General features: G+C 50.3%; 18 protein-coding genes. 7 read left to right on the top strand and 11 right to left on the bottom strand.

The features are described from left to right. Window positions 1–101 precede the first annotated feature (101 nt). The gene (locus tag BMZ51_RS11575) at window positions 102–1,388 is read left to right on the top strand and encodes a M23 family metallopeptidase (protein WP_082825539.1); all 1,287 of its coding nucleotides are present in this window, start codon (window positions 102–104) and stop codon (window positions 1,386–1,388) included. A gap of 75 nt (window positions 1,389–1,463) precedes the next feature. Here BMZ51_RS11575 and prfB read toward each other — a convergent pair. The 3 genes from prfB to BMZ51_RS11555 form a co-directional block, all read right to left on the bottom strand. Then, a protein-coding gene (prfB, locus tag BMZ51_RS11570) for a peptide chain release factor 2 (protein WP_139201382.1) occupies window positions 1,464–2,595 on the bottom strand; the annotation gives its coding sequence in 2 pieces (ribosomal slippage) (window positions 1,464–2,525 and window positions 2,527–2,595; 1,131 coding nt in all). Between the two features lie 150 nt (window positions 2,596–2,745). Further along, window positions 2,746–5,196 (bottom strand): penicillin-binding protein 1A, encoded by a 2,451-nt coding sequence (locus BMZ51_RS11560; RefSeq protein ID WP_068000994.1) that lies wholly within the window; start codon window positions 5,194–5,196, stop codon window positions 2,746–2,748. 267 nt (window positions 5,197–5,463) lie between these two features. Continuing rightward, the gene (locus BMZ51_RS11555) at window positions 5,464–6,720 is read right to left on the bottom strand and encodes an N-acetylmuramoyl-L-alanine amidase (RefSeq protein ID WP_068000990.1); all 1,257 of its coding nucleotides are present in this window, start codon (window positions 6,718–6,720) and stop codon (window positions 5,464–5,466) included. 805 nt (window positions 6,721–7,525) lie between these two features. On the opposite strand from BMZ51_RS11555, the gene BMZ51_RS11550 reads away from it, so the two are divergent. After that, entirely contained in the window at window positions 7,526–10,522 is a 2,997-nt protein-coding gene (locus BMZ51_RS11550; protein ID WP_068000988.1) for an Rne/Rng family ribonuclease, read from the top strand. Window positions 10,523–10,582: 60 nt separating this feature from the next. Here BMZ51_RS11550 and BMZ51_RS11545 read toward each other — a convergent pair whose 3' ends face one another. Then, the gene (locus tag BMZ51_RS11545; protein ID WP_068000984.1) at window positions 10,583–11,725 is read right to left on the bottom strand and encodes a pyridoxal phosphate-dependent aminotransferase; all 1,143 of its coding nucleotides are present in this window, start codon (window positions 11,723–11,725) and stop codon (window positions 10,583–10,585) included. Window positions 11,726–11,909: 184 nt separating this feature from the next. Here BMZ51_RS11545 and BMZ51_RS11540 point away from each other — a divergent pair, with 184 nt between their 5' ends. The 5 genes from BMZ51_RS11540 to aat all read left to right on the top strand — a co-directional run bounded on the left by BMZ51_RS11540 (window position 11,910) and on the right by aat (window position 17,246). Next, entirely contained in the window at window positions 11,910–13,352 is a 1,443-nt protein-coding gene (locus BMZ51_RS11540) for a M48 family metalloprotease (protein ID WP_068000981.1), read from the top strand. A gap of 51 nt (window positions 13,353–13,403) precedes the next feature. Next, the gene (locus tag BMZ51_RS11535; protein WP_068000979.1) at window positions 13,404–14,147 is read left to right on the top strand and encodes a DsbA family protein; all 744 of its coding nucleotides are present in this window, start codon (window positions 13,404–13,406) and stop codon (window positions 14,145–14,147) included. Between the two features lie 526 nt (window positions 14,148–14,673). After that, the gene (accB, locus tag BMZ51_RS11530) at window positions 14,674–15,144 is read left to right on the top strand and encodes an acetyl-CoA carboxylase biotin carboxyl carrier protein (RefSeq protein ID WP_068001196.1); all 471 of its coding nucleotides are present in this window, start codon (window positions 14,674–14,676) and stop codon (window positions 15,142–15,144) included. A 14-nt stretch (window positions 15,145–15,158) separates the two neighbouring features. Further along, window positions 15,159–16,526 carry an acetyl-CoA carboxylase biotin carboxylase subunit gene (gene accC / locus BMZ51_RS11525; RefSeq protein ID WP_068000975.1) on the top strand — a complete coding sequence of 456 codons (1,368 nt, stop codon included), beginning with the start codon at window positions 15,159–15,161 and terminating at the stop codon, window positions 16,524–16,526. 30 nt (window positions 16,527–16,556) lie between these two features. Next, the gene (gene aat / locus BMZ51_RS11520) at window positions 16,557–17,246 is read left to right on the top strand and encodes a leucyl/phenylalanyl-tRNA--protein transferase (RefSeq protein ID WP_068000972.1); all 690 of its coding nucleotides are present in this window, start codon (window positions 16,557–16,559) and stop codon (window positions 17,244–17,246) included. A gap of 12 nt (window positions 17,247–17,258) precedes the next feature. Here the strand turns inward: aat and BMZ51_RS11515 are convergent, their stop codons facing one another. From BMZ51_RS11515 to BMZ51_RS11480, 7 genes are all read right to left on the bottom strand, one after another. Continuing rightward, window positions 17,259–17,804 (bottom strand): DUF2155 domain-containing protein, encoded by a 546-nt coding sequence (locus BMZ51_RS11515; RefSeq protein WP_068000969.1) that lies wholly within the window; start codon window positions 17,802–17,804, stop codon window positions 17,259–17,261. Between the two features lie 286 nt (window positions 17,805–18,090). Further along, on the bottom strand, window positions 18,091–20,928 hold the full coding sequence (locus BMZ51_RS11510) for a valine--tRNA ligase (protein WP_068000966.1): 2,838 nt from the start codon (window positions 20,926–20,928) through the stop codon (window positions 18,091–18,093). Between the two features lie 205 nt (window positions 20,929–21,133). After that, window positions 21,134–21,787 carry a PopZ family protein gene (locus tag BMZ51_RS11505; protein WP_068000963.1) on the bottom strand — a complete coding sequence of 218 codons (654 nt, stop codon included), beginning with the start codon at window positions 21,785–21,787 and terminating at the stop codon, window positions 21,134–21,136. A 218-nt stretch (window positions 21,788–22,005) separates the two neighbouring features. Then, window positions 22,006–23,373 (bottom strand): TolC family outer membrane protein, encoded by a 1,368-nt coding sequence (locus BMZ51_RS11500; protein ID WP_068000960.1) that lies wholly within the window; start codon window positions 23,371–23,373, stop codon window positions 22,006–22,008. A 459-nt stretch (window positions 23,374–23,832) separates the two neighbouring features. Next, window positions 23,833–24,492, bottom strand: coding sequence for a protein-L-isoaspartate O-methyltransferase family protein (locus BMZ51_RS11495; RefSeq protein ID WP_068000957.1), 660 nt, complete (start codon window positions 24,490–24,492; stop codon window positions 23,833–23,835). A gap of 1,029 nt (window positions 24,493–25,521) precedes the next feature. Further along, window positions 25,522–25,812 carry a hypothetical protein gene (locus tag BMZ51_RS11485; RefSeq protein ID WP_068000955.1) on the bottom strand — a complete coding sequence of 97 codons (291 nt, stop codon included), beginning with the start codon at window positions 25,810–25,812 and terminating at the stop codon, window positions 25,522–25,524. A gap of 1 nt (window position 25,813) precedes the next feature. Then, window positions 25,814–26,590 (bottom strand): glycoside hydrolase family 108 protein, encoded by a 777-nt coding sequence (locus BMZ51_RS11480; RefSeq protein WP_068000951.1) that lies wholly within the window; start codon window positions 26,588–26,590, stop codon window positions 25,814–25,816. Window positions 26,591–26,661: the final 71 nt, after the last annotated feature.

Here is a 26,661-nt window from a genome sequence, read left to right as displayed (position 1 = left end):
AGCTTGGCGACACACAACGCTTAGACTTTATTAACCATACCTAACTTTAATTGAACTTAACAAATCATCACCAGCGGGCAAACTGAGCAAGTGGTCATCCGATGAAACTTTCTAGCTGCAGTGATTTTTCGAACAATTACAATCAATTAAAGTTAGATAGCCCCGCATGGCTCTCACGCATCAAAGCTGAGCTATCGGTAATTCCACCGATGGCTTACTGGCTCTCCGGTCTTACAATGTCCGCAGTGGTCTCCGCAGTTTTGGCAAGCAATTTTCAGCAATCGCTCAGCGAGATAAAGTTTAACTCCACCTTATCCAGAGAAAGAGCACTCTTAAAAAACTACCAAAGCGAAATACAAGACCTAAAAATTCAGCTAAGCGAACTCCGTGGTCGAATAGGGCAACGTGAGGCAAAGCAGGACAGTGCTAACAGTCAAGATCAACAAGAAGCACTACAACAGGTCTTGGAAATAGAAGCACTCGTCAATCTCGCAGAAAGCTCGAACCTCTTTCTTTCGCTCGCTCCCCCCTCTCCGAAAAGAAAACCTCAGGGAGCTAACAATAGTTCAGCCCCCATCACAACACTGTCATACACTCAAAAGCCACGCAGTATGGCTGCCTCCGGTCTTCTGCAAACGCTGACAGCACCAACCAAGCCTATGGCTCAGCAGAACACTCCATCAGCTGCGCTCAACACAAAACAAAGGCAGGCTCAGCAGCTACTTGCAGCTTACACACAAGCTGCACTCGATGATATAAAACGCGTTAGTACTCTACTTAAAAATGCCGGAGTAGCGCAAACAACATTTACCTACCTCCAATCGTCCACTGGCGGGGTGTACCAAGACCTCCAAACAAGTGACCTCAGCAGCAGCATGATAGCAGCACGGCAGATCATCGAACAAAGAATTCAGCTCAACACAAAAGTTAACGCTCTTCCGTTCGCACGGCCCCTTCCCAACTTCACCATATCCAGCACGTACGGGGCGAGAACGGACCCGTTTTTGGGAAGAACTGCCATCCACACGGGTATAGACTTTAAGGCCCCAAGAAATACACCAATAAAGGCCACAGGCTCTGGGATAATTTCACTTTCAAAATACAACGGGGGCTACGGGCTTTCTGTAGAGATTGTCCACGACAACGGTCTCGTCACCCGCTACGCCCACATGCAGAAAATACTGGTGAGCAAAGGGCAGAGAGTAAACATTGGCGACATCGTTGGAACGGTAGGCAGCACGGGTCGTTCAACAGGTCCGCACCTTCATTATGAAGTACGCCTAAACGGAAGCCCAATCGATCCAATGCGTTTCATACGCACCGGCGATAGATTAGCAGCAATTTTCAGGCCATCACACAATACCAAGATCGCGCTTAACCTGCCATAAGCCTTCCCGCCCATTGCTAAAAAAGCCCCGAAACTAAGTTCCGGGGCTTTTTAAAGTTAGCGAGATGAAAAAGACCTAGCTTAGGTCCTCAATCGCTGCAGGGGCATTACCAAAAGCCCTATGAGCCAAGGTCGCTTCCATGAACTTGTCTAGAGCGCCGTCCAGCACGTCTTGTGGTGCCGTACTCTCAACACCGGTTCTCAAGTCCTTGACCAACTGATATGGCTGCAAAACATAGGAGCGAATTTGATGCCCCCAACCGATATCAGTCTTGGATGCAGCATCTTTGCTCGCCTGCTCTTCACGGCGCTGCAACTCAGCTTCATAAAGCCGAGCACGTAACATATCCCAAGCTGTCGCGCGGTTTTTATGCTGTGAACGTTCATTCTGGCACTGCACGACAATACCAGACGGATTATGCGTTATGCGCACAGCTGAGTCCGTCGTGTTGACGTGCTGACCACCGGCGCCAGACGCGCGGTAGGTATCAATGCGACAGTCACTTTCGTTGACCTCGATATTGATGCTGTCATCAATAACCGGGTAAACCCAGACAGACGCAAAGGAGGTATGACGCCGCGCATTTGAGTCGTAAGGAGAGATACGAACCAGACGATGCACACCGGCTTCAGTCTTCATCCAGCCGTAGGCATTCTCGCCCTTGATAAGTAAGGTCGCCGATTTAATCCCAGCTTCTTCGCCATCGTTGTATTCCATCAGCTCAACTTTATAGCCGTGCTGCTCACCCCAACGACGATACATGCGCAACAGCATGCTGGCCCAATCCTGACTTTCAGTACCACCTGCACCGGAGTTAATCTCGATATAGGTGTCGTTTCCGTCAGCTTCACCAGACAGCAATGACTGCAGCTGCAACTTATTGACCTGCTCAAGCATAACCCGCAAAGAACTCTCAGCCTCGTCAACAACAGACTGATCATCCTCCATCTCGCCCATTTCAATCAATTCCTGATTGTCGACGAGATCTTGCTCCAGCTTGCGCACACCACCGATGCCGTCATCAAGCTGCTGGCGTTCACGCATCAATTTTTGAGCATTGGTAGGGTCATTCCAAAGAGCTGGGTCCTCAGAAAGCGCGTTGAGTTCATCTAGACGGACAAGTGCAACGTCCCAGTCAAAGATGCCTCCTCAGCAGGCTTATAGCCTGCTTGATTTCGTCGACGATGGCCTCCATTTCGGCGCGCATCGGATACCTCACTATTTTGAAAAACAATCTTGCAGTCAATAACACTGCGTGTGTTGCGAACATAGTCGCAGCAGGTCATTTCTGCAATCAGGCAGACCACAGAAACTGTGGGCTGGTCGCACACCTTGTACGACCAGCCCATCAAGAGTTTTAGTAAAGACCGCCTGTCCCAGACATAACCGCGCGCCCGGCTTCAGGTGAAAGTTCCTGCTGGATTCCAATCTCATCTTGGAAGCCAATAATCGAATAGCTTTCCGGAGGCGATGTCCCAGGCTTAAACGCTTCTAGGATAGTCCCTGGATCACCTGAATTTGCAAGCAACCCGGTACGCCGATTGATCGAGACCAGACGCAAACCGTTTGGAACACGGAACTCCAGCGGCGGAACATCCTTCAAAGCATCCTTCATGAACGCTGTAAAGATAGGAGCCGCGACCTGACCACCAGTAGCCCCACGCCCCATTGGACGCGGCGTATCATAACCAACGAAGACGCCAACAGTGAGCTCAGGAGTAAAGCCAACAAACCAAGCATCGCGCTCATCGTTCGTTGTGCCAGTTTTACCTGCAACGGGGCGCCCAACCGCTTTTACGCTAGTTGCAGTACCGCGCTTGACAACACCTTCCATCATCGAAGTGATCTGGTAAGCCGTCATCGGATCAAGCACCTGCTCACGCGTATCAATTAGATGCGGTTCAGGCTGATTGTCCCAATATTCTTCCGAGCAATCTGTGCAAACAAGCTGATCATTTTGATAGACAGTCTCACCGTGACGAGTCTGTATCCGGTCGATCAATGTCGGCTGCACGCGGCGGCCACCATTAGCCAACATCGAGTATGCAGCTGTCATACGCATAACAGTGGTTTCCCCTGCCCCAAGAGACATGGAAAGCACAGGCATCATATTGTCGTCAATACCAAAGCTGCGTGCATATCCTGCAACAAGGTCCATGCCCATATCTTCAGCGAGGCGAACTGTCATCACGTTACGGGACAACTCAATCCCTGTACGCAAGGTAGATGGACCGTAGTATTTTCCGCCGTAGTTTTTCGGACGCCAGGTACCCTGGCTACCGCCTTGCTCAAGCTCAAACGGTGCATCAAGAACCACCGAGGACGGGGTATAACCGTTATCAAGCGCTGCGGCGTAAACAAATGGCTTAAACGCGGATCCGGGCTGACGCCATGCCTGAGTGGCACGGTTGAACTGGCTGTCATTGAAGCTGAAGCCACCCACAAGAGCAAGCACACGCCCAGTGTTAGGATCCATTGCAACCAGTGCACCAGAAACCTCAGGAACCTGCCTCAGAACATATTTCCCGCTTTTCAACCGCTGGACATAAATCACGTCGCCAGAGCTTAGCACTTCCTGAATGTTACGAGGCGCTCTGCCGTTGACCCGAGCCCACTTCATATCACCCAGCTGAATCTCAGCACGAACGCGTTCGGTCGAAAGCTGCCGGTTAACAAGCCGCTTCGGTCGGAGGCCAACTACAGCCTTTTGGTTGCTCACAGAAAGAACAACCGCACTCGTCCACTCACCAACATCGTTAAGAGTTTGGACTTTGTCCAGAGCCGCTCCCCAGTCATTGGAAGCTATTTCAATCTTAGAAATCGGGCCACGCCACTTACCGCGCTGCTGATCAAAACGGACCAGACCATCACGCAAGGCCTCGCGCGCTTTCAACTGCATATCGGGATCAAGCGACGTGCGGACTGAAAGTCCGTCTTCGTAGAGCTTTTCCTCACCGTATCGCGCAGCAAGCTGACGCCGAACTGCCTCAGAAAAATACTCAGAACCTTTTACGAGGTTACCAGTTGCGCGCAGTTTAACATCCAAAGGCTTCGCTTTAGCTTCGATGCCTTCTTGAACGCTCGCATAACCGTTCTCCACCATCCGGTCGATAACCCAGTTACGTCGCTCAATCGCGCGGTCCCGGTATCGGTATGGATGGTAGTTAGAAGGTCCCTTAGGAACGGCAGCGAGATAGGCAATCTCTTCCAAGGTCAGTTCATGAACAGATTTGTCAAAGAGGATCAACGAGGCCGCACCAACCCCATAAGCACCAACTCCGAGATAAATCTCGTTGAGGTAAAGCTCTAGGATTTCATCCTTCGTAAATGCCTGCTCAATACGCAGAGCAAGAAGCGCCTCTTTGATCTTGCGCTCATATTTCTGCTCACTCGAAAGAAGGAAGTTCTTTGCAACCTGCTGCGTAATAGTTGACGCACCAACGAGACGACGCCCCGAGCCACTATTGCGCAAGTTTGTAACAATCGCACGGCCGATGCCCCAAGGATCAATCCCAATGTGGTCGTAGAAGTTTTTGTCCTCAGCAGACAAAAACGCTTGTTTCACACGGTCAGGGATAGCCTGGATAGGAATGAACAAACGCCGTTCACGGGCAAACTCATACATAAGATTACCGTCAGCGGCATGCACACGCGTCATTACCGGCGGTTCGTAATCCTTCAACGCCGTATAGTCCGGCAGATCCTTGGTTATGTCATTGAGATAAATCCACAGTCCGGCAGCTGCAATCAGCCCCAGAACAACTGAAATCCCAAAGAGATATCCAATGAACTTCAAAAATAATCTCATATTCGGGCTCGTTTGCTTTCCCGCTAAGAATGTTCAAGTCATGAAGTCAGCCAATCAGAAGCGACTTTAAAAGCCGTTCCTGATGCATTTCTTTTATGGGGTCAAGAGATCTTGCCCTTAGCTCATGCAGCAGCACCGAATCCACACTTGTGTGTTACAGTTTGGCACCCAATCGCTTTTCATTATGGCAAAGCTGAGGCAAGAGCTTAGTATTTCTTTAACCACAGCAGCGACAAAAGCCCACTCAAAAGCAAACATAACAAACAACTATTGCTGCGCGATTCTAGCCTGAAAGAAGCTATTCGTCGCCTGAACAATTGCATCAGACACGCGTTCCCGCCACTCATCAGAACCTAGCATTTTCTCATCCAAATTATTGGAAAGAAATCCAAGTTCTATTAAAACTGACGGAACATCGTGACTTTTGAGCACTTGAAACCCCGCAGAACGAAGAGGATTCTTAATAACAGTTGTGGCGCTTTTAAGTTCCTCAACCACTAATCGTGCAAAATGGATAGAAAAATTCTTTGTTTCGCGTCGGGTAAGCTCCACGAGTATGTCGGTCACTTCATCTGGCTCATCAGAAAAATTCACACCGCCAATCACGTCCGAATAGTTCTCTCTGCGTGCCAGAGCATGCGCCATTCGGTCAGATGCCTTCTCAGACAAGGTGTAGATTGAAGCCCCGCGAGTGGTTTCAGCACCAGACGTGATCGAATCTGCATGAATAGAGATAAACAGGTCCGCATTTTGAGCGCGCGCTATTCTCGTTCGGTTTCCGAGCGAAATAAACCTATCTTCATCGCGGGTTAAATAGACCTGATAATGACCAAGCTCTTCCAGCTTTTGCTTTAAGAACCGGCCAAAATTTAAGACGATCGCCTTCTCCAAAGTCCCATTACTGCCCACAGCACCAGAATCTACGCCCCCGTGCCCAGGATCAACAACGATCACTGGAAGCCGATTCTCAACGCGAGGCGCCTTCGCTTCCGCAGCATCCACTTTAGCGACAGACGCAGCAGCCCCAACTGGAAGTGTATGCGAAACGGAGCGACCAACGGCGGCATCAAACTCATCTGGAGAAGTTTCAATCAAGTCAATCACCAAGCGCGTCGGCTGATCCTGAACTCCCGGCAATAAGAACGTCTTATCCAGCGCAACAGGAGAATTAAGATCCAGCACGACCCGAGAGCGCCCCTTAGAGACAGCCCCATATCGCCAGGATTTGACCAACCCCCGCCCTCTTGGCGCAAACTCTCTGGGAAACTCGAAGTCGACCGAAGGAAGATCAATAACCAGCCGGTAAGGGCGCGATAAAAAAGAAAGGCTGTATCCGACCTCCGCATCCATATCCAAGATGAAACGTGTTCTGGACATGTCACCAGCAACCCGTGCATCTGAAACAACAGAGGTCGCATTTTGAGCGGATGCAGCGCTGATAGTTGGAAGCGCGGTAAAGAGAGCAACCGAAAGGCAAAAAAAGCTGAGAGCATAAAACTTGGCAATACGAATGATCAGACCCACCTTTTACTCCCCTTCGTACAAACACTGGCAATTTAGTTTAAATCAACTGGAACGATTAAATCACCAATAACCGAAAGTCACCCCGCCAAACCCGTCATTAAGCATTGATTAACAACTACGGCTTTCGTAGCAACACATCACCAGATCGATTTTCCCAAGCTTGCCAACTGTCTCGTTGGATCGTAAAAGGTTTATTAGGACTTCGATTTGGAACTGTTCCTCAAAGTTGTGCTACATATTTTTTGAAGCTTAAATCCTGAGATTTTCGCAGTTTTCGAGCTGTTCGAAATGCTTCAAATGCCCATATGAGCCATTTGTGCCGTTTCCGGTTTGTTGATGAGGATACGGTATAAGCCAGCTAGAAGAGCAGTCCGCTCGAGAAACAAGACAGATTTTTGCCGTGACATTTTTGGTTATGGCGGGTTGTGAACAGATTTTCTGTCGGTCTGGATATGTACATTATCCCCGAATTTTCGGTGAGGTGATGCAGCTAGACGCAGGAACAGACGTTTACAAGTTGGAAGGCTGAAGAAGCGCTTCTAGTTTTAGTTTACCGCCTTAAAGGGCGGGCGAAAGAGATCATTAAGGGCGAACGGTTTGTCAAAGCTACGCGCAAATACAAATGAACACACTGAAAGAAGCAGTGCGCCGACGTGTCAGTCGGTCCCTTCTTCCCGTGCTCATGCGCGCCGCCGTCTCCCCCTTTCTACTAGTAACTTACATAGCAAGTTGACCGACCTGACGATGTATAAATTTCAGCGCCACTCGCGCCGTCTTCAGGGTTTGGTCCTAAGGAACTCACTTCATGGCAAACAAGATGCTGATAGATGCGACCCACCCGGAGGAGACCCGGGTTACAGTCGTACGTGGAAATCGGATTGAGGAATTTGACTTTGAAGCGGCAAACAGAAAGCAGCTTCGTGGGAATATTTATTTAGCAAAAGTCACGCGGGTAGAGCCTTCTCTCCAAGCAGCATTTGTTGAATACGGTGGTAACAGGCACGGCTTCCTTGCATTCAGCGAGATCCACCCTGACTACTACCAGCTTCCAAAGGAAGATCGGGAAACTCTTGAAGCTCAGCTTGCTGCTGAAGCCGCTGCTAATCAGCGCGAACGCGAGCGCAGAGAGCGCGATGAAGCAAAGCGCGAAGCTGAAATCCAAAACGCCGCCGCAACAAAAGCGGCCGAAGCTTCTGAAGAAGTTATTGCTGAACTCATCGAAGCTGAAACCAGTACACTAGAAGCTGAGCACGAAGCTGAAGCGCTTGCCAGCATGGACGCTCCTTTCCACGATGATAGCATCGAGGATATCGAGGCTGACGCCCCTGACGAAGACGACGATCGCACCACAGATGCGACCGACACCCGTCACAAGTCAAAACGATCTGGACAACGTGCTAAAGCTGCGTCCGTAGAATCAAAAGACACCGCCTCACAAGATGAAGCGAAGGACGACGGTTCTGAATCTGCTATTGCAGAATCGAGTGAAGACACCTCAGATGCTAGCGCTGACGAGAGTGAAGACGAAGCCCGTACCGAGGTTTCTGAACGCCCGCGCCGCCTACGTGACAACTACAAAATTCAAGAAGTTATCAAACGCCGTCAGCTCCTGCTCGTTCAGGTCGTCAAAGAAGAGCGCGGAAACAAAGGCGCAGCTCTAACCACCTACCTTTCACTGGCAGGTCGTTACTCTGTTTTGATGCCAAACACAGATCGCGGTGGCGGGATTTCCCGTAAAATTACCAAGCCAACGGATCGTAAACGCCTCAAACAGGTCGCTGGTGATCTGGATGTGCCAAACGGCATGGGCGTGATCTTGCGCACGGCTGGCGCAAGCAGAACCAAAGCAGAAATTAAGCGTGACTTCGAATACCTCCTGCGTCTTTGGGAAAACGTTCGTGAACTGACACTTGATTCAGCAGCCCCTACCCTCGTTTACGAGGAAGGCAGCCTTATCAAGCGCTCCATCCGCGATCTGTACAACAAAGACATCGATCAGGTTATGGTTTCTGGCGAAGAAGGCTACCGTGAAGCGAAAGACTTTATGCGTATGCTGATGCCAAGTCATTCCAAAAATGTTCAGCCATATCGCGATGCAACGCCAATCTTCACCCGCTTCGGTGTAGAGGCGCAGCTTGATGCGATGTTCTCACCGCAAGTGACGCTTAAGTCTGGCGGCTACATCGTAATCAACCAGACAGAAGCTTTGGTCGCGATTGATGTAAACTCCGGCAAGGCTACTCGCGAGCAGAACATTGAAGACACCGCTCAGGCAACCAACCTTGAAGCGGCAGAAGAAATCGCCCGTCAGCTTCGCCTGCGCGACCTTGCCGGTCTTGTGGTTATTGACTTCATTGATATGGAGGAAAACCGCAATAACCGTGCCGTTGAGCGTCGCCTGAAGGAATGCTTAAAATCTGACCGAGCGCGCATTCAGGTTGGCCGCATTTCTCACTTTGGTTTGCTTGAAATGTCACGTCAGCGCATCCGCACCGGCGTACTTGAAAGTTCATCAGTGGTTTGCCCGCACTGTCACGGATCAGGCATCGTGCGCTCTGTAGAGTCGGTTGCTTTGCATATCCTGCGTTCTTTGGAAGATCAGCTGCTGCGTGGTTCCACCCACAACCTGAGCTTGAGTACGCCAAATGAAGTGGCGATGTACATCCTCAACCAGAAGCGCCATCACCTGATGGACCTGGAGCGACGCTTCGGCCTGGAAGTTTCCATTCTGGGAGATGACACTGTCACTGAACAGCACTTCACTCTGGAACGCGGCGAGCTGGCAACACCAAGCGAACGCACCCAGCCACTTCCTGCATCTGTACAGCCAGACACGATCCTTCCTATTGAGGAAGAAGAGGAAGATGTCGCTGAAGAAGTGATTGAAGAGCCAAAACAGGAAGTTGCTGAAGAGGAAAGCAATGACGGTCGTCGCCGTCGTCGCCGTCGTCGTCGCACAAGTAACGATAAGAACGATGCTGAACAGAAACCGAAAGTATCTGAGCCATCAGAAGACGCTCCGGCTGATGAAGAAGCAACAGCAGAGGAAGGCGCCGAAGAAGCCGTTTCTTCAGATATAACTGAGGATGAAGAAGACCGGCGCCGTAAACGCAGACGTGGCCGTCGCGGTGGCCGTCGTTCTCGTCGCAGAACCTCTTCGGATGAAAACACTGAAGAAACAGAACGCGCAGCTGAAGGCACTGCTGACAGTGTTGAAGAAATTATCGCTGAGGTAAAGTCAGAAACAACTGAAGAAGCCGTCTCTGAAGCCGCTGAAGACACCACAACGACACCTGCTGTTGAAGAGCCAAAAGCGGAAGCCCGCAAGCCGCGCAGACGCCGTCGGACAAGATCCGCTGCCGCCGAAGCCTCAGCTGAAACCCCAAAGGCTCCAGAAGCTGATGAGGCCCCAGCAAAAGACACAACGGCAAGTGTGACTGAAACTAAGCCTGAAGTAACCGCCAAGGTTGCAGAACAAAACGTTGCGGTTGCAAGCGAACCAAAGGTTGCAGAACCCGCAGCAACGCCAGCATCTGCGAGTGCACCGGTTGAAAAAGCTGCTGAACCAGTGAAAGAAGAGAAGTCTCCTGCGACGGTCATCGCCAAGGTTACGGAAGAACCTGCCAAGGTCGAGGAGCCTGCCAAGGCTACAGTGTCTACTAAGGCTTCGACGAAGTCGCAGAGCACTCCTAAGCCGGTTGTGACATCACATAAGGTTGTCGAAGGCGAAACCGTTGCCGTTGACGGTGACGAAGAATCCCCACGCCGTACTGGCTGGTGGCAACGACGCTCTTTCTTCTAGTAAAGATGCAAGACATATAAAAAAGCCCGCTCAATTGAGCGGGCTTTTTTTTGCTTTCAGCTAGGAGAGCCAGTGCTCTAATCGTTCCACTGCCAACTTGATGTCAGCTTGATCGCCAGCAAAGGAAAAGCGCATATACTGGTGACCCCTGCTCAAATCAAAATCCACACCGGGCGTTGTGGCAACGTGAGTTTCTGCCAACATTTTCTGACAGAACCCCAAGGAATCGTTGGTCAACTTAGAGACACCTGCATAGACGTACAACGCGCCATCCACAGGCACGACGTCAAACCCAAGTTTTGGCAGGTGATCTAGCAACACTCTTCGGTTTGCTGCATAATTAGCTTTGATTTTTTCATAGTCTTCAACAGCCTCAAACGCGGCAGAAGCTGTTACCTGCGCCAACTCCGGCGGCGAGATGTAAAGACTCTGCGCAATACGCTCAACCGGGCGCACCAGTGCCTCAGGTAAAACCATCCAACCAATGCGCCAGCCAGTCATGCAATAGTACTTGGAAAAACTATTGACCACGATCGAGTTCTGAGTGAAGCGAAGAGCTGTTTCCTCTTTCATCTCATAGGCAAGGCCGTGATAGATCTCATCGGAGATAAACAAAATGCCGAGCTCATCACAGGCCTCGACCAGCCCCTTCAGGGCGTCAGGTGACATCATCGTTCCCGTTGGATTAGCCGGACTAGCCACCAGAACTCCCTTTAGTTGCGTCTCCCGGTGGACACGCTCCAAAATCTCTGGAGTAAGGGACCACCTGGTTTCCGGTCCAACTTCAATCTCAACACATTCCAGCCCAAGCACCTCAATAATATTGCGATAAGCTGGATAGCCTGGTGATGTGATTGCAACCCTATCTCCATGATCGAACCCTGCCAAAAATGCAAGATTAAACCCCGCAGATGAGCCTGTCGTTGCAAAGATCCGAGATTCAGGTACTTCCAGCCCGAAAGTCTGCTGGTAGTAACCGGAGATGCTTTTTTTAAGTGCGGGAATGCCATGCGCTTCAGTATACCCCAAACGCCCAGAGGACAGATAATCCTGCGCGACCCGCAAAACTTGGTCAGGCAGCGGTGATCCGGGCTGCCCGACTTCCATATGCAGCACATGCTCCCCGCGTTGCTCCAAGCGGTTTGCAGCATTCAAAACTTCCATAGCTTGAAACGGCAGCACTTCACTACGTTTTGATCCCATTAATACTGACAAATGAATTCCCTCTTATTTCTTCTTTTAAGAGCCTGTGCTTTATTTCCAGAGCTACCTAGCAATTTTGCCTAATAACTGCCTATCTTGGGTGGTTAAGGCTTATTTGAAAGTCTATGTATTACTTTAAGTGCAAACTGCTCTGCGCCGGCTAGGCCAACTAAGGGGACTTGACGTGCAATTTAAAAACCGTGCATTGAAACGAATGTTTGGCCCAGTCAAATCACAAGCAACAAAGTTTGCGCGCATTTTTCTCATTTCCGCCACCGCACTTTCTCTAATTGTACCTAATGCGGCGATCACCACGGCTCAAGCTCAACAAAAGAAGGGTCTCCCCCTTGTACGTGATGCCGAAACCGAAGACTTGCTGCGTGAGTACGCCAAACCAATCTTCCGTGCTGCCGGACTCCCAGCAGGCCAGGTAGAGATCGTTCTGGTCAATGATAAGAGCTTCAATGCATTTGTACCAGACAGCCGCAGGATGTTTATCAACCTGGGCGTGATAATGGATGCGAAAACACCTAGCGAAGTCATTGGCGTGATCGCTCATGAAACCGGCCATATTGCAGGCAACCACCTTGTTCGAATGAGACAGGCAGCTTCCAATGCGCAGATCATGTCAGTCATTGGCATGATCTTAGGCGCCGGAGCAGCTGTAGCTGGGGCAACAACAGGCAACAGCTCCATCGCACGTGGCGGTGCAGCAGCGATCACTGGCGGGTCGTCACTCGCGCAGCGCAATTTCTTGTCGTACCGACGCTCAGAAGAATCATCGGCTGATCAGGCCGCGCTTCGCTATCTCAACATTGTTGGTGTATCAGCCCAGGGAATGCTCAATACATTTGAGCGGATGGCTGATCAGGCCCTATTCTCGGCGCAGTATGTAGACCCATATGCTCTCAGCCACCCTATGCCGCGCGAGCGCTTTAACGCCCTACAAAACAGGGCGAAAAAAGGTAAGTACTTTAATAAGAAGGATCCACAGCGCCTTCAGCTTAAGCATGATATGGTGAAGGCCAAACTTCTGGCCTTCACCAGCCATAAAAACTCAGTTTATCGGGCCTACCCGGAAAAAGATAAAAGCCTGCCGGCGCAATATGCACGCGCAATTGCCAGCATGAGAGCTGACAAACTATCCAGAGCCGTCAAAAAAATTGATGCCTTGATCGCAAAAGGGCCCCAATATCCGTATTTCTATGAGATTAAAGGTCAGGCACTTCTTGAAGGTGGCAAGCCAAAAGCAGCGATTACACCCTTCCGCAAAGCACTTGCGCTTTACCCAGGTAATCCGCACTTCGAGATCTGGCTGGGCTTCGCGATGGTCGCATCAAACGACAAGAGCTATCTCAAAGAAGCGAAAGGGTTGCTGACCAGAGCCCTGCGCAAAGACAGATACTCAATGACTGGTTATGCCCAGCTTGCAATTGCAAATGCCCGCCTTGGCGACAAAGCAGGAGCCGATTTGGCAACAGCACAAAGTCACATGGCGCGCGGGGATACCCGCAGCGCTCAACGCTATGCTAAGCGCGCCCAACAAGCGCTGAAGGTTGGAACGCCAGCCTGGCAGCAAGCCGACGATATTCTGTCAATAAAGATGCCTCAAGCAAGACGCCGTTAACCGACATACAAATAAGTAATCAAATACCCGAACACGGGCACAGGAGACGTCATGAAGAAACTTATGCGCCGCGCAGCGATCACATGCGCAGCAACGCTAACACTGCTGCCAGCGACCCTTTCTGCGCAAGCAGAGCCGCTAAACCGCGTTGAAGTGGAATCAATTATTAAAGAATACCTTGTTGCAAATCCTGAAGTCGTTTTGGACGCGTTGCAAGAGCTTGATAAACGGCGCGCTGCAGAAGAAGAAAGCGCACGGAAAGCCTCAATTTCAAACCTTTCCGACGAGATATACAACAGCGACTACCAGGTCGTGCTCGGGAACCCTGACGGCGACGTAACGCTCGTTGAACTGTTCGACTATAATTGCGGTTACTGCAAACGCGCCTTGTCTGATCTTGTTCGTTTGGTTGATGAAGATAAGAATCTACGCGTTGTCCTGAAGGAATTCCCAGTTCTCGGCAAGCCTTCGCAGGAAGCAGCACGTGTGGCGATCGCAGTTTCTGACGTTGCTCCAGACAAATACGAGGACTTCCATCTTGCGCTTTTGGGACAACCAGGTCGCGCAAATATGGCAAGCAGCCTGAAGGTCGCAGAGGATCTGGGTATTTCACGGGCCAGCCTTGAAAAGTCCATGAAGTCCAACCAGGCAGCTGAAACCTTTCAAGAGGTTTTCACAATTGCGGAGCAGCTCGGCATTACAGGCACCCCCTCTTACATCCTGGGCGATGATGTGATTGTAGGAGCCGTTGGCTACGATGCGTTGAAGGAAAAGATCGCTGCCGAACGCGAGTAGACCGGTCATCCGCGCGATTATTAACCCATTTTCGAAGCTTTATTCTTAAGAACTCACCTCAGAGCGGACAAAGGTCTTCCCCTTGGTTCGCTCTGATCATATAAGAAAGCCAGTTATGTTTATTTGTCTGGCTACACTTTACCATTACGTCAATTAAACTTAACTCGTTACACAGAGTTTTTGAGAACACAACACTCGTGCTTGCGCGATTACCTTGGTTTACTTTCGAGTAAATCAGAGAGACAGATGCCTTTCTGCGCTTAACAACATGAAATTGCCTTATGCGCAGCCTAGGCAGACCAGATGCGTGCTCTTTTATGACAGCATCTTGCAACTAAAGAGTTTATGGCTATCTACGCAGTTAATAACCGGCTGCGTGTGTAGTTCATTCAGCAAGAGAATCCAGATTTGCTCTATGCAGACGGATTTTCAATGATTTTTAATGGCCGTCCCTGCTGCAAATAGCTTTTTGAGGGCCAAACCGAAGGCTCCTGTTTTCACATATCAGGGCATTTCGAACTGGACGATGAAAAAGATGACGAAAGAAACTAAATTTGATCAGGACTTGATCCGCCAGCTCGCAAATTTGCTGGACGACACCAACCTGACCGAAATCGAGGTGGAACATAAAGATCTCCGCGTTCGGGTCGCTCGTCAGCTGACAATTAACGCTGCAGCAGCTCCGGTGGCAGCACCAGTAGCAGCGGCCACAGTAGCACCAGCTCCTGTAGAGATCGCAGTATCTGCAGACCCTGCAAGCCACCCTGGCGCCGTAACCTCACCAATGGTTGGTACAGCGTATCTGGCAGCAGAGCCGGGCGCAGCGCAGTTCGTTGAAGTTGGTCAAGCGGTGAAAAAAGGCGATACAATTCTTATTGTCGAAGCCATGAAGACCATGAACCAAATCCCTTCATCAAAGTCGGGTACGGTAACTGCAATCCTGGTTGAAGATGGTCAGCCGGTAGAATTCGGCGAACCACTTATCATCATCGAATAACAGGCGAAGTCTCAATGTTCTCCAAGATCCTGATCGCAAACCGCGGCGAGATCGCACTCCGTATTCTTCGGGCATGTAAAGAGCTTGGAATTCGCACCGTTGCGGTCCACTCCACAGCCGACGAAGATGCAATGCACGTGCGCCTTGCTGACGAAAGTGTTTGTATTGGCCCGCCTGTGGCGCGCGACAGTTACCTCAACATTCCACAGATCCTGGCTGCCTGTGAAATCACTGGCGCCGATGCTGTACATCCAGGCTACGGGTTCCTTTCTGAGAATGCCCGCTTTGCCGAGATTCTTGAGGCACACGGCATTACCTTCATCGGCCCAACCTCAGAGCACATCCGTGTGATGGGCGATAAGATCCAGGCTAAGACCACAGCGATTGAATTGGGCATTCCGGTCGTACCGGGATCTGATGGTGGCATTACACCAGAAGATGACGTTCATGCAATTGCTGCGGAAATCGGATATCCGGTTCTCGTGAAAGCAGCTGCTGGCGGCGGTGGTCGCGGCATGAAGGTAGCACCAACCGCTGAAGACCTAGATCTTGCAATCTCTACAGCGCGCTCAGAATCCAAAGCAGCCTTTGGTGATGATGCACTGTACATGGAGAAGTACCTTGGCAAACCTCGCCATATTGAGGTTCAGGTACTTGGCGATGGTCAGGGCAATGCAATCCACCTTGGCGAACGCGACTGCTCCTTGCAGCGTAGACACCAGAAGGTTTTTGAGGAGTGTCCATCTCCTGCGCTGAATGAAGAGCAGCGCCAGAACATAGGCGAAATTTGTGCTGTAGCAATGCGCAAGCTCAAATATCGCGGCGCTGGTACCATCGAGTTCCTCTACGAGAATGGCGAGTTCTACTTCATTGAAATGAACACCCGCTTGCAGGTGGAGCACCCTGTAACTGAAATGGTAACCGGCATAGATCTCGTGATCGAACAGATCCGTATTGCTGCTGGCGCAAACCTTTCAATCAATCAGGAAGATGTGCGCTTCACAGGCCATGCAATTGAGTGTCGTATCAATGCCGAACACCCACTGACATTTGCCCCTTCTCCTGGAACGATCACCTACTACCACCCACCAGGTGGCTTAGGTGTTCGTGTAGATTCTGGTGTTTATCAGGGCTACAAAGTTCCGCCGCACTATGACAGCCTGATCGGTAAGCTGATCGTTCATGGACGTTCGCGCGTGGAATGCATGATGCGACTACGCCGTGCACTTAGCGAATTTGTAGTAGATGGCATCAATACAACTGTGCCGCTGTTTACCGAGCTTCTCGACAATCAGGATATCGCCAACGGCGCCTATGATATCCACTGGCTTGAGAAGTTTTTGGAAGCACACATCGCAGCTCAGAACTCAGAAGAAAACTGAGGAGATCGAGAGAGGTCTAAGCAGTCTTGCATGGAACTACAGATTACACCGCAAATTTTGCTTAAAGCATATGCTTGTGGCGTCTTTCCAATGGCTGAGACTGCTAACTCTCCTGATCTTTTCTGGATTGACCCCGAGCGGCGAGGTATCTTGCCGCTCGACTCATTTCATATCCCCAAACGTCTCGCACGAACCGTATCCGCTGACAAATTCACTGTTCGCACCTCCAAAAACTTCAAAGCTGTGATTTCCGCTTGCGCATCAACGACATCAACACGCAGAGAGACCTGGATCAACACCGAGATCCGACAGCTCTATACTGATCTGTTTGAAATGGGATACTGCCAAACAATAGAGGTCTACAACGCCACTGATAAGCTTGTCGGAGGGCTGTATGGCGTATCGCTGGGTGGCGCCTTCTTTGGTGAAAGCATGTTCTCATTAGAGCGTGATGCATCCAAAGTCGCCCTTGTGCACCTTTATGGCCGACTTCTCTATGGAAAGTACAGGTTACTCGACGCACAGTTTGTGACAACGCACCTGAAACAGTTCGGTGCGATAGAGGTCCAAAAAGACCACTATGCAAAGCTGCTCGACAACGCACTCACTGTTCACGGCGATTTTAACACACTCCCCCAAGGCACCTCGGGTAAACGCCTGCTTCAGATCATTGAAGAATTACGCCCTGCCCATCGCGAAAATAAAAACGGCCCCAACTAAGAGGCCGTATCTTTATTGAAGTATTGCCAGTCGCTTTGGTCTTGGGACCGGAATCTCACCCGAAGAGACAAAGTCCTCACCAGCGAGTGGGTCAGCTTCCGCTACAAGATCAACCGCAGGGCCAGAGTAACCCTCTGGTGGCGGCACAGATGTCTTTGTCTTGCAGTTAATCAGCCAGATATCGTAGACGCTGTGCTCCACCGCATGAACGCCTGGATTACTTGCAAACATCCAACCACTGAAAATGCGGCGAACTTTACTATCAAGCGTGAGTTCATCGACCTCAATAAACGCTGTGGTTTGCGACGCTTCTGTCCGTGGACGGGAATTGCAAACACGCGGCGTGACTTGAAGCGCACCAAACTGCACGGTCTCATCAATATAGACATCAAAAGTTGTGATACGGCCGGTAATTTTATCCAGCCCCTTAAACACAGCAACAGGATTTTTGATCGGAGTCTGAGCTTGTAGAGGTAGCGAAAATGCAGCCCCGCCAATGAACGCCGCAAATGCACAAAATGCAGCACGCCCAAGATATCTACGCATCGTAAAATCCATTAAACTTTCCAGCAGCTATTGATTCAAACGCCCAACTTGTACAGGGCTTAGCATTGGAATGGCGCGGGGAAAAGGCCGTAACGTGGCAAACAGGCGGCAATTGTTGATGAAACTCAGCTAACCCACAAGCGTTGCCCATAAGTCACGGTTGTAAAACCCGAGCTTCCCACGCTTTATACGTGCCCTCCAAGCCCAAAGCCAATGCAGATGCAGGACAAGACCCAACACAACAAAAAAACGCGGCCCCGAAGAACCGCGTTTTAAAATCATCACTCACTAAAAGACATCAGCCAAGTGCAGCCAAACGTTCCAGAGCAGCTTCAATCTTTTCCTTGCGCTCAGCAAGTTCAGCCACTTTTTCTTTTTCCGCGGCAACAATGTCTTCCGGAGCTTTTTCAAGGAAGCGCTCATTCTCTAGCTTCTTGGAGATCTTGGTAAGTTCACCAACGATCTTGTCCAAGGACTTGCTAAGACGTGCCTTTTCCGCATCAAGATCGATAACACCAGCAAGCGGGAGGCAAACTGTCGCTTCACCAACAACGATCTGAGCAGAACCCTGCGGAATCTCATCTGCAGTTGTCACTGTCTCAGCGCGTGCATTCTTCATTATCGCTGCTTCGTGGATGCCAAGACGAGCCTTAGTCTGCTCAGAAGCACCACACAGAACAACAGGAACCTTGGCCCCAGCCGGAACGTTCATTTCAGAACGAACAGAGCGGATCTGGACGATCATATCGATCAGCCAGTTGATCTCCGCAGCAGCCTCTCCATCTTCACCAATTGACGTTGGCCAAGCAGAAAGCGCCAGAAGCTTCTCACGCTTGTTCTCGCCATCTTCAACCGTACGCATCCAAAGCTCTTCCGTAATGAAAGGCATGAATGGGTGCAGAAGCTTCAGGATCTCATCACGAGCCCAGGCTGTTGTGGCACGAACTTCTTCCTTAGCCGCTTCATCATCGCTGTAGAAGATAGGCTTGGTTAGCTCAACGTACCAGTCACAGAATGTGTTCCACACAAAGCGGTATGCACCACCAGCTGCATCGTTGAAGCGGTACGTATCAATCGCCTCAGAGACTTCGCGAATAGCGCGGCTTGTTTCAGTCACGATCCAGCGGTTCACTGTCTGCTTAACAAGCGCAGGGTCGAAGCCTTCAACCGCGTGACACTCGTTCATCTCAGCAAAACGGCAAACATTCCAGAGCTTGGTCGTGAAGTTCCGGTAACCAGCAACACGAGATGTTGAGAGCTTAATATCGCGGCCCTGCGCGGCCATAGCAGCAAGCGTAAAGCGTAGTGCATCAGCACTGTATTCTTCAATCAGCGCCAGCGGATCAATCACGTTGCCCTTGGACTTGGACATCTTAGCGCCCTTCTCGTCACGAACGAGGGCGTGGATGTAAACCGTGTCGAAGGGCTCGGTCTTCATGTAATGGTTTCCCATCATCATCATCCGGGCAACCCAGAAGAAGATAATATCAAAACCAGTCACGAGAACCGATGTTGGGTAATAGCGTGCAAGCTCAGGTGTTTTGTCCGGCCAACCGAGCGTAGAGAACGGCCACAGAGCCGACGAGAACCATGTATCAAGCACGTCTTCATCGCGGTACAAGGCAACAAAATCAGCTTCACCAGCATCATGTGCTGCAAGAGCGTCATTTTGCTCCATAAGCTTAACTGGCTTACCATAGAACTCGGTAGCCGCTGCTAGTGCTTCTTCTTCACTCTGCTCAACGAAGAATTTACCATCTGGACCATACCACGCAGGGATACGATGCCCCCACCACAGCTGACGGGAAATACACCACGGCTGAATGTTGTCCATCCACTCGTAGTAGGTCTTATCCCAGTTGGCAGGAACGAATTTGGTACGGCCTTCACGAACAGACGCAATAGCAGGCTTTGCCATAGTCTTTGCATCAACATACCACTGATCTGTCAGCATAGGCTCAATCGGAACGCCGCCACGGTCACCATGTGGAATCATGTTAACGTGATCAACAACCTCATCCAGCAGCCCGCGCTCTTCCAGCGTGGAAACAATCAGCTTACGTGCCTTGAAGCGCTCAACACCTTCAAGTATTTCCAGTGTCTTGTTGAGCTCGTCAGTCAACTCCAGACCATCCATAAAGCCTTCTGCTTCACGCAGAACAATATTGGCTTCACGATCCATGATGGAAATCTGAGGCAAATTATGGCGCTTGCCAATGTCAAAGTCATTGAAATCGTGCGCAGGCGTAACTTTCATCGCGCCCGTACCGGTTTCAAGATCCACATAGTCATCCGCAATGATCGGAATACGGCGACCAACCAGTGGAAGGATAATGTCTTTGCCCTGCAGCTCTTTAAAGCGCTCATCATCAGGGTGAACAATTACGGCTGTATCACCCAGCATGGTTTCCGGGCGAGTGGTCGCGATCACGATGTAATCACGGGTCTCAAACTCGGTCGCCTTGCCGTCTTCATCAAACGCAATTGGGTGCTGGTAACTCACGCCATCCGCCAGCGGATAGCGGAAGTGCCACATGTTACCCTGCATTTCGGTTTGCTCAACTTCCAGATCGGAAATCGCAGTCAGAAGTTTGGGATCCCAGTTCACAAGGCGCTTGTCCTTGTAAATCAAGTTCTCTTTATAAAGAGAAACAAAGACTTCCAGCACTGCCTTGGACAGGCCCTCGTCCATGGTGAAACGTTCACGGGACCAGTCACAAGACGCACCAAGACGTTTGAGCTGGTTAAAGATCATCCCGCCAGATTCACCCTTCCACTTCCAAACGCGTTCAACAAAGGCTTCCCGGCCCATGTCACGACGAGAAATATTGCCGCCATCAGCCGCCAACTGGCGTTCAACAACCATCTGAGTTGCGATGCCTGCATGGTCCATACCTGGCTGCCATAGAACGTCGCGACCACGCATACGCTGATAACGAACCATGATATCTTGAAGCGTGTTATTCAGCGCGTGCCCCATATGCAACGAGCCTGTCACGTTTGGCGGCGGAATCACGATTGAATAGGTCGCAGCACCATCTTCTGCACCTGCGCCTGCCTTAAAGGCTTCTGCCTGTTCCCAGGTCTCGTAAATCCGCGGCTCAACAGAGGCCGCCTCATATGTTTTATCCAGCATACCTAAAGATCTTCCACTTGTGGAGTTTGTCTGGTGTAAATCGGATGCACTCGCCTAAGTCAACCTTTGAAGCGACCATTGAACACATTTGAGCGCACAAACGCTCAATAGCTCACAGCACCTGACGGTTTCATTCAGGTTTCACACAAACTGATATTACGAAATAAGGGGTTCAAGTTACGGCCCAATGGCCGTAAATACCATTTTATTTGCCAGAAATCCGGTCAATTTCCTGCCGCACAAGTCGCTCAACCACACTCGGAAGATGTTGGTCCAACCAACCTTTCAGCATTGGTCGCAACATTTCGGCAACCATATCTTCAAGGGTTCTCGCATTTTTCGACAGCACGGTGTTTGCAAGGCCGTTAAATGCACTGGAAACAACCTGATCTGTTGCACTCGATATCAGCGTTTCAGTCAAGTCATCAGAAGAGGCCTGAGCGGGCTCGAGAATATCGTCCTGCTCTGCTGAGCTCAACCCGAATGGCTCAGAGTTTGTCTCCTCAAGAAAGCTAATGTCACCACCACCTTCTTTAGCCTCATCAGAAAGGCCTTCGACAATTTTCAACGTGGAGGAAAGCTCGTCGATCTTCTCATCTTGCGTAAGCTCGAGAACTTCAGGTTCTTTAGCTCCGCCCTCTTCCAACTCAGGCGCAGGATTAGGCTCAATCTCCGCTGGTGCATCATCAAAGAGCTTATCTAGATCATCCTGGGACAATTCGCGACCTGCGTCAGCTTCACTCAATGCAGCATCTTTCATTTGCTCTGCGCCATTCGCTTCGTCATCCGAAATAATTTTACGGATCGAGCTTAGGATATCCTCCATGGAAGGCTCGTTACCCTGTGAGACAGCTCCCATGTATTTACTCCACTTCTAGTAGCGTTTAATCCGACGGTTTCCCGACTCACTTCATTAAGAAATACTTACCAGAATATAAGAGGAAAGCCTCCTCACCTAACAGGTACAAACGAAGCAAAAACCCAATTCCCACAAGGAAAACCAACATTCAACAGGATACAGTCAACAAAAAAGGGGCAGTGAATGCCCCCTTCCTAAAAACGAATGCTCAATGAAGACTAGCGACCATCTGGTGTCCGCAAGCCAATCCATTTATCGCGAACCAAGCGATAATGTTCAGTCGGATCATAACGCGCACCACTGAGGGCAAGGTTATCATAATCAAGGCGCCCAACTGAAGACAGCACTGCGTAAGCGGCAACAACACGATCACGCTGAGCGGTTACCAAGGTTACGCGCGCATCAACCAAGTCGCTCTGTGTATCAAGAACATCAAGCGTTGTCCGCTGGCCAACACGCTGCTCTTCAATCACACCTTCAAGAGCGAGCCGCGCGGCAGCAACCTGAGCTTCAGCTGCCGTAATGGACGCGATCGCAGCATTCAAATTGCCCCATGAAGAGATAGCCTGCGCACGAATTCCATCTCGCGACACATCAACCAGAATTTCCGTACGCCCCAGATCTTCCTTAGCCTGGCGCACCACAGAATACTCACTACCATTTTGGTAAATAGGAATAGTCACGCGACCAAAGATCGATGCCGTTTTCGTCGGCTTCCCAGAAACACCTGGAAGAGTGTTATCACCGTACGAAAGAGTGCCCTGCAAATCTGCCGAAGGCAGAAGAACACCTTCACTCGTTTTCACAGCAAATTGCGCAGCATCAACCAAAAATTGAGCAGCCTGAATAGATGGATGCTCCTCTTGCCCAATAGAGATGGCTGAAGACACATTCCTCGGCAACATGCTGGAAATATTTGTCCGTGCGCTCAGATTCTTCGGGTCAATACCGATGACCTGACGAAAGACCGCACGACTTGTGTTCAGGTTTGCAAGCGCAGTATTCAAAGCTGATTGCGCACGCGCCCTTCCCGATTCAGCTTGAGAAACATCGGTTCGTGTACCTTCGCCCACATTAAAGCGGTCTTTCGAGGCGCGAACTTGCTCTTCCTGGAACTTCAAATCGCTTCGACGAAGCGAGACCAGCGCGGTATCGCGGATCACGTCCATATATGCTGTAGCAGCTTGGAAGAGAGCTGTTTGTTCTGCTGTTCTCAACTCCTCGCGCTGTGAGCGAACAATAGATTCCGCCTGCCGCGTGGAGTTTACTGTTCTAAACCCACGAAACAACGGCTGAGTAGCCTGCACTGATAGAGAGTATTCATTTCGATTTCGGTTTTGACCATTAGCTTCTTGCCACTGGTAACCGTATTCACCACTACCGATGATTGATGGTCGCCATCCGGCCAAAGCCTGAGGGACACCTTCATCTGTCACACGCAGCTGTGCACGCGACGCATTCAATGTCGGGTTATTCTGATAGGTCGCTGCCAACGCTTCTTTCATTGAAAGAGCGTTTGCGCCCTGAGCGCTTACAATCAAACTGATTACAGCAACTGTACCCGCTAAAGTTTTCCGAGAAACCACTTTTTATGCCTCAAACAAGGGTCAAACTAACAAACCGCAAACCCAACACCTTCGCCGAAAGCATACCTTATTCGGCGTCCACGAAAACCGGCGATTAAACCGTTTCCGCAAAAAAATAATCTCTGCGCCGAACCAGCAACATCCCCTTGGAACATTCACTTAATCAGATCGCAGAGTTTTAATCCCCAAAAGCTACAGTAATTGAACCATTAAGATTTTACTACTGTTTTTTCAGCCAAAGATTGAGACGTGGATATCTCTACAACATCGCAGAACATGCGTAGCTACCACCAGCTTAATAATGGTCGAAAGGAAGATTTACTCACTAACCTGAGTCGGTTTAAAAAGATGTAATCCGTATCACTTTTCAGGGTACAGAGCTGTTTTACACAACTTCTCTCTAAAGCAAAAAAGGCGAAAGTCACCTCCCGCCTTAAGCACTCTGAATTTATGGCGCTTTTAAAACTCAAAGACTTCTGGTTTTTCAAATCCCGGCAACGCACTTGCATGCGCGTTAAACGCAAATCGAGAACTAACATTGGCCCCAGACTTGGTATAGAGCTTAGCAACGCCTGCGTTCCCCTCACCCTCAACCACAACTAAGCGGCCCTCCTCTTTCATTTGGGAAGTCAGGGCTTCTGGAAGCTCATCAACTGAACCATTCACAAGGATAACATCGTAGGGCGCGTCAGCTGCGTAACCATCACTGAGTTGACCATCAATCACAGCTGCATTTTCGATACCAAGCTGCTCAAGATTTGCAGACGCCGCTTCGCAAAGAGCAAGGTCAACCTCTAACCCAACAACAGACTCAGCAAGATAAGAAACAACAGCAACACCGTAACCGGATGCAGCTCCCACAACCAGGACAACGTCCTTGTCTGAGATTTCAGCCAACTGCACAAGCCGACCGAAAATGTGTGGCTTGAGCATTTTTCGCTCACCGCCGTCATCAACACAAACGTCTTCGTCGATATAGGCCAATTCCTGAAACTTTTCAGGAACGAACTTTTCGCGAGGCACCTTACCCATGGCGCCAATAATGCGCAGATCCGTAATATCATTGGTCCGCAGCTGATTGTCGACCATCAGAGTTCTTTGTTCCGCGAAATTGACCATCCTGTCCTCACTGTCTCGCAAGATTCTTTGGCTGAGAAATATCGCTCAACCGCCGTAAACACAAGCTGCCACATGCTTAAAAGTAAAGAGTACCCTCTGTTGTTTTTCCATTTTTGAATTTTGGAGCACAAATACAATCTTTTTCAACGGTCGCGAACAGAGGAGACACGATAAAGCACCCAAGCTCTCAATTATTCCTGATAGTTTTCAGAACCCTATACATCAATGCTCCCCGGAGTAAAATTCGATCGCCCCCAAAACATCACAGAAACCCCTGAAGCCCTGCAAATAGGCGTCGTTCTTCTTCCTTTCGCCTTCCGCTGTAACGTTTTCTTGCGCAACATCTTCAAACGCCGACTACCCGATTTGATGTAAGCCATAACGATCAAAAAAAGCAGAAGGTCCGCGCGCGCTCTGCTCCTGCGCTCACCAAGTGTGAAGTAGAAGCCCCCCAACCACCCGACTTAACGGATAACTGCAAAAGGCTTAAACATGAACTTTCATAGCTGTACCACTCATTGCGGCCGCCCTATGCTGAGACAAATGGCAAAGCAGGCGAGTAAATCAATGTCTCCGGCAGAATTCAAGGCAACGCGGTTAAAGCTAGAATTATCTCAGCGCGATCTAGGTCGCATCTTAAACACTGATCAACACACTGTTCGCAGATGGGAGGACACAAGTGGCAAGCGACCGCCTAATCCCATCGCCTGCCGTGTGCTCGAATGGATGCTAAACGGATACCGGCCACCAGAGTTCCCCTATGCAAATAATGCCTAGGAGAAACCAGCGTAAACGCCATGATATTGCAACCACTCATTGCCAAAAACCTGCCTCTTGAAGCAACGCACCAATCAAGGCAAAAACAAAAATGATTGCCGTTTTTCAAAGTTGCAGGCGGTGGAATATCTCTAAAATAAAATCCGTCATTTCCAACAGCCCTGCCTCTGTCCGTTTCGGTCATTAGCACTTACCCGCTCAGCCCCAGCGCGGTCAGCCTTCACTAAAGCAACAAACCCGGCCGCGCTAAGGTTATTCTTTGTGAACCCCGCGCAATTGTTCGCACTCAGTGTGTTGCATCCCGGAATTGCGAAGGTACTCAAGACACAAATTGTAATCTTCAAGGCCCTGCAAATAGGCATCATCCTGCGTCCTTTCCCGTTCCGCGTTCACAGTCCCTTGCAAAGCCTCATGCTCTGCCTCGATAAACGCTCCTTGCTTGATCTGGTGATAAGCAATGACCGCAAGCACCAACAAAAGCAGAACGGCCGCAACCGCCCGCCCTGCTTTTGTGCCAATCAAGAATGATAGAGCGGCTCCCATATCAAGCCGCCCGCTCTTTGGTAATCAGCAGATAACCGGCAACCCCAACGCTTACCACCAGAGCAAGCGCAAAGGCCCATTGCAGAGGGCCGGAACCAGCTAAAATGCCAGACAAGCCAGAAGCTGCCATGCTTGCACGAGTGATCCCGTCAGGGCTAAGCCATGCACTAAACGCGCTGGTTTCTTCGTCAAGCGCTTTGGCCCCCTGCTCGTTTACCTGCGCATCCAAAACAGGCATTGGCGCACGTTTTAGAGTTACGTTGCTGGCAAGCTCTAAAGATCTTTCCTGCACATGGCGCACACGCCGCGACCAGCCATTTTTATTAAACTGCCAGTTCTTCAGCCGTTTCATGAATTTGAGGCGCGCAGCGCAAAGCAGGTTAATCAAAGACGTAACAGTGTGCGCCTTTACAGCTCGCAATGTTTTCAGGCCGATAACCCCATCAACCTTGACCTTAAGGATTTTCTGCAAGGTCTTTGCGGCCCGTACAGGCCCCGAATTCACCGCAAAGTCAAACACGGCATAATCGAGCCCACGCGGCAACTGATCGCCCTTCACGCTATCCCAGTATTGCGCGCGGTAGATCTTCAAAGCCTCCTCACGGCTTAAGTTTTTGACCTCCTCCACACTCACAGGACGACCGCGCCAGGCCTCCAAAATCGCCTGCGTAATGCCCAAATTGGTTGGGCCGCCCGGATCTGCTTTGCGCGATCTGTTTGCAAACCCGCCCTCACTTCCAAGCAAGTCCAAGACAATCAATTGAAAGGTATCTTTCATGCCTGCCCCCTAACGAAAAACGGGAGCCAAAGGCCCCCGGTAGATACAAAAAAAGCCGCTAAGCGGCCAGT

Origin of the sequence: Pseudovibrio axinellae (genome assembly GCF_900110875.1) — a bacterium.
GTDB lineage: Bacteria > Pseudomonadota > Alphaproteobacteria > Rhizobiales > Stappiaceae > Pseudovibrio > Pseudovibrio axinellae.
The sequence above is the reverse complement of the archived record's forward strand: the minus strand, read 5'-3'. Positions and strand labels throughout refer to the sequence as shown.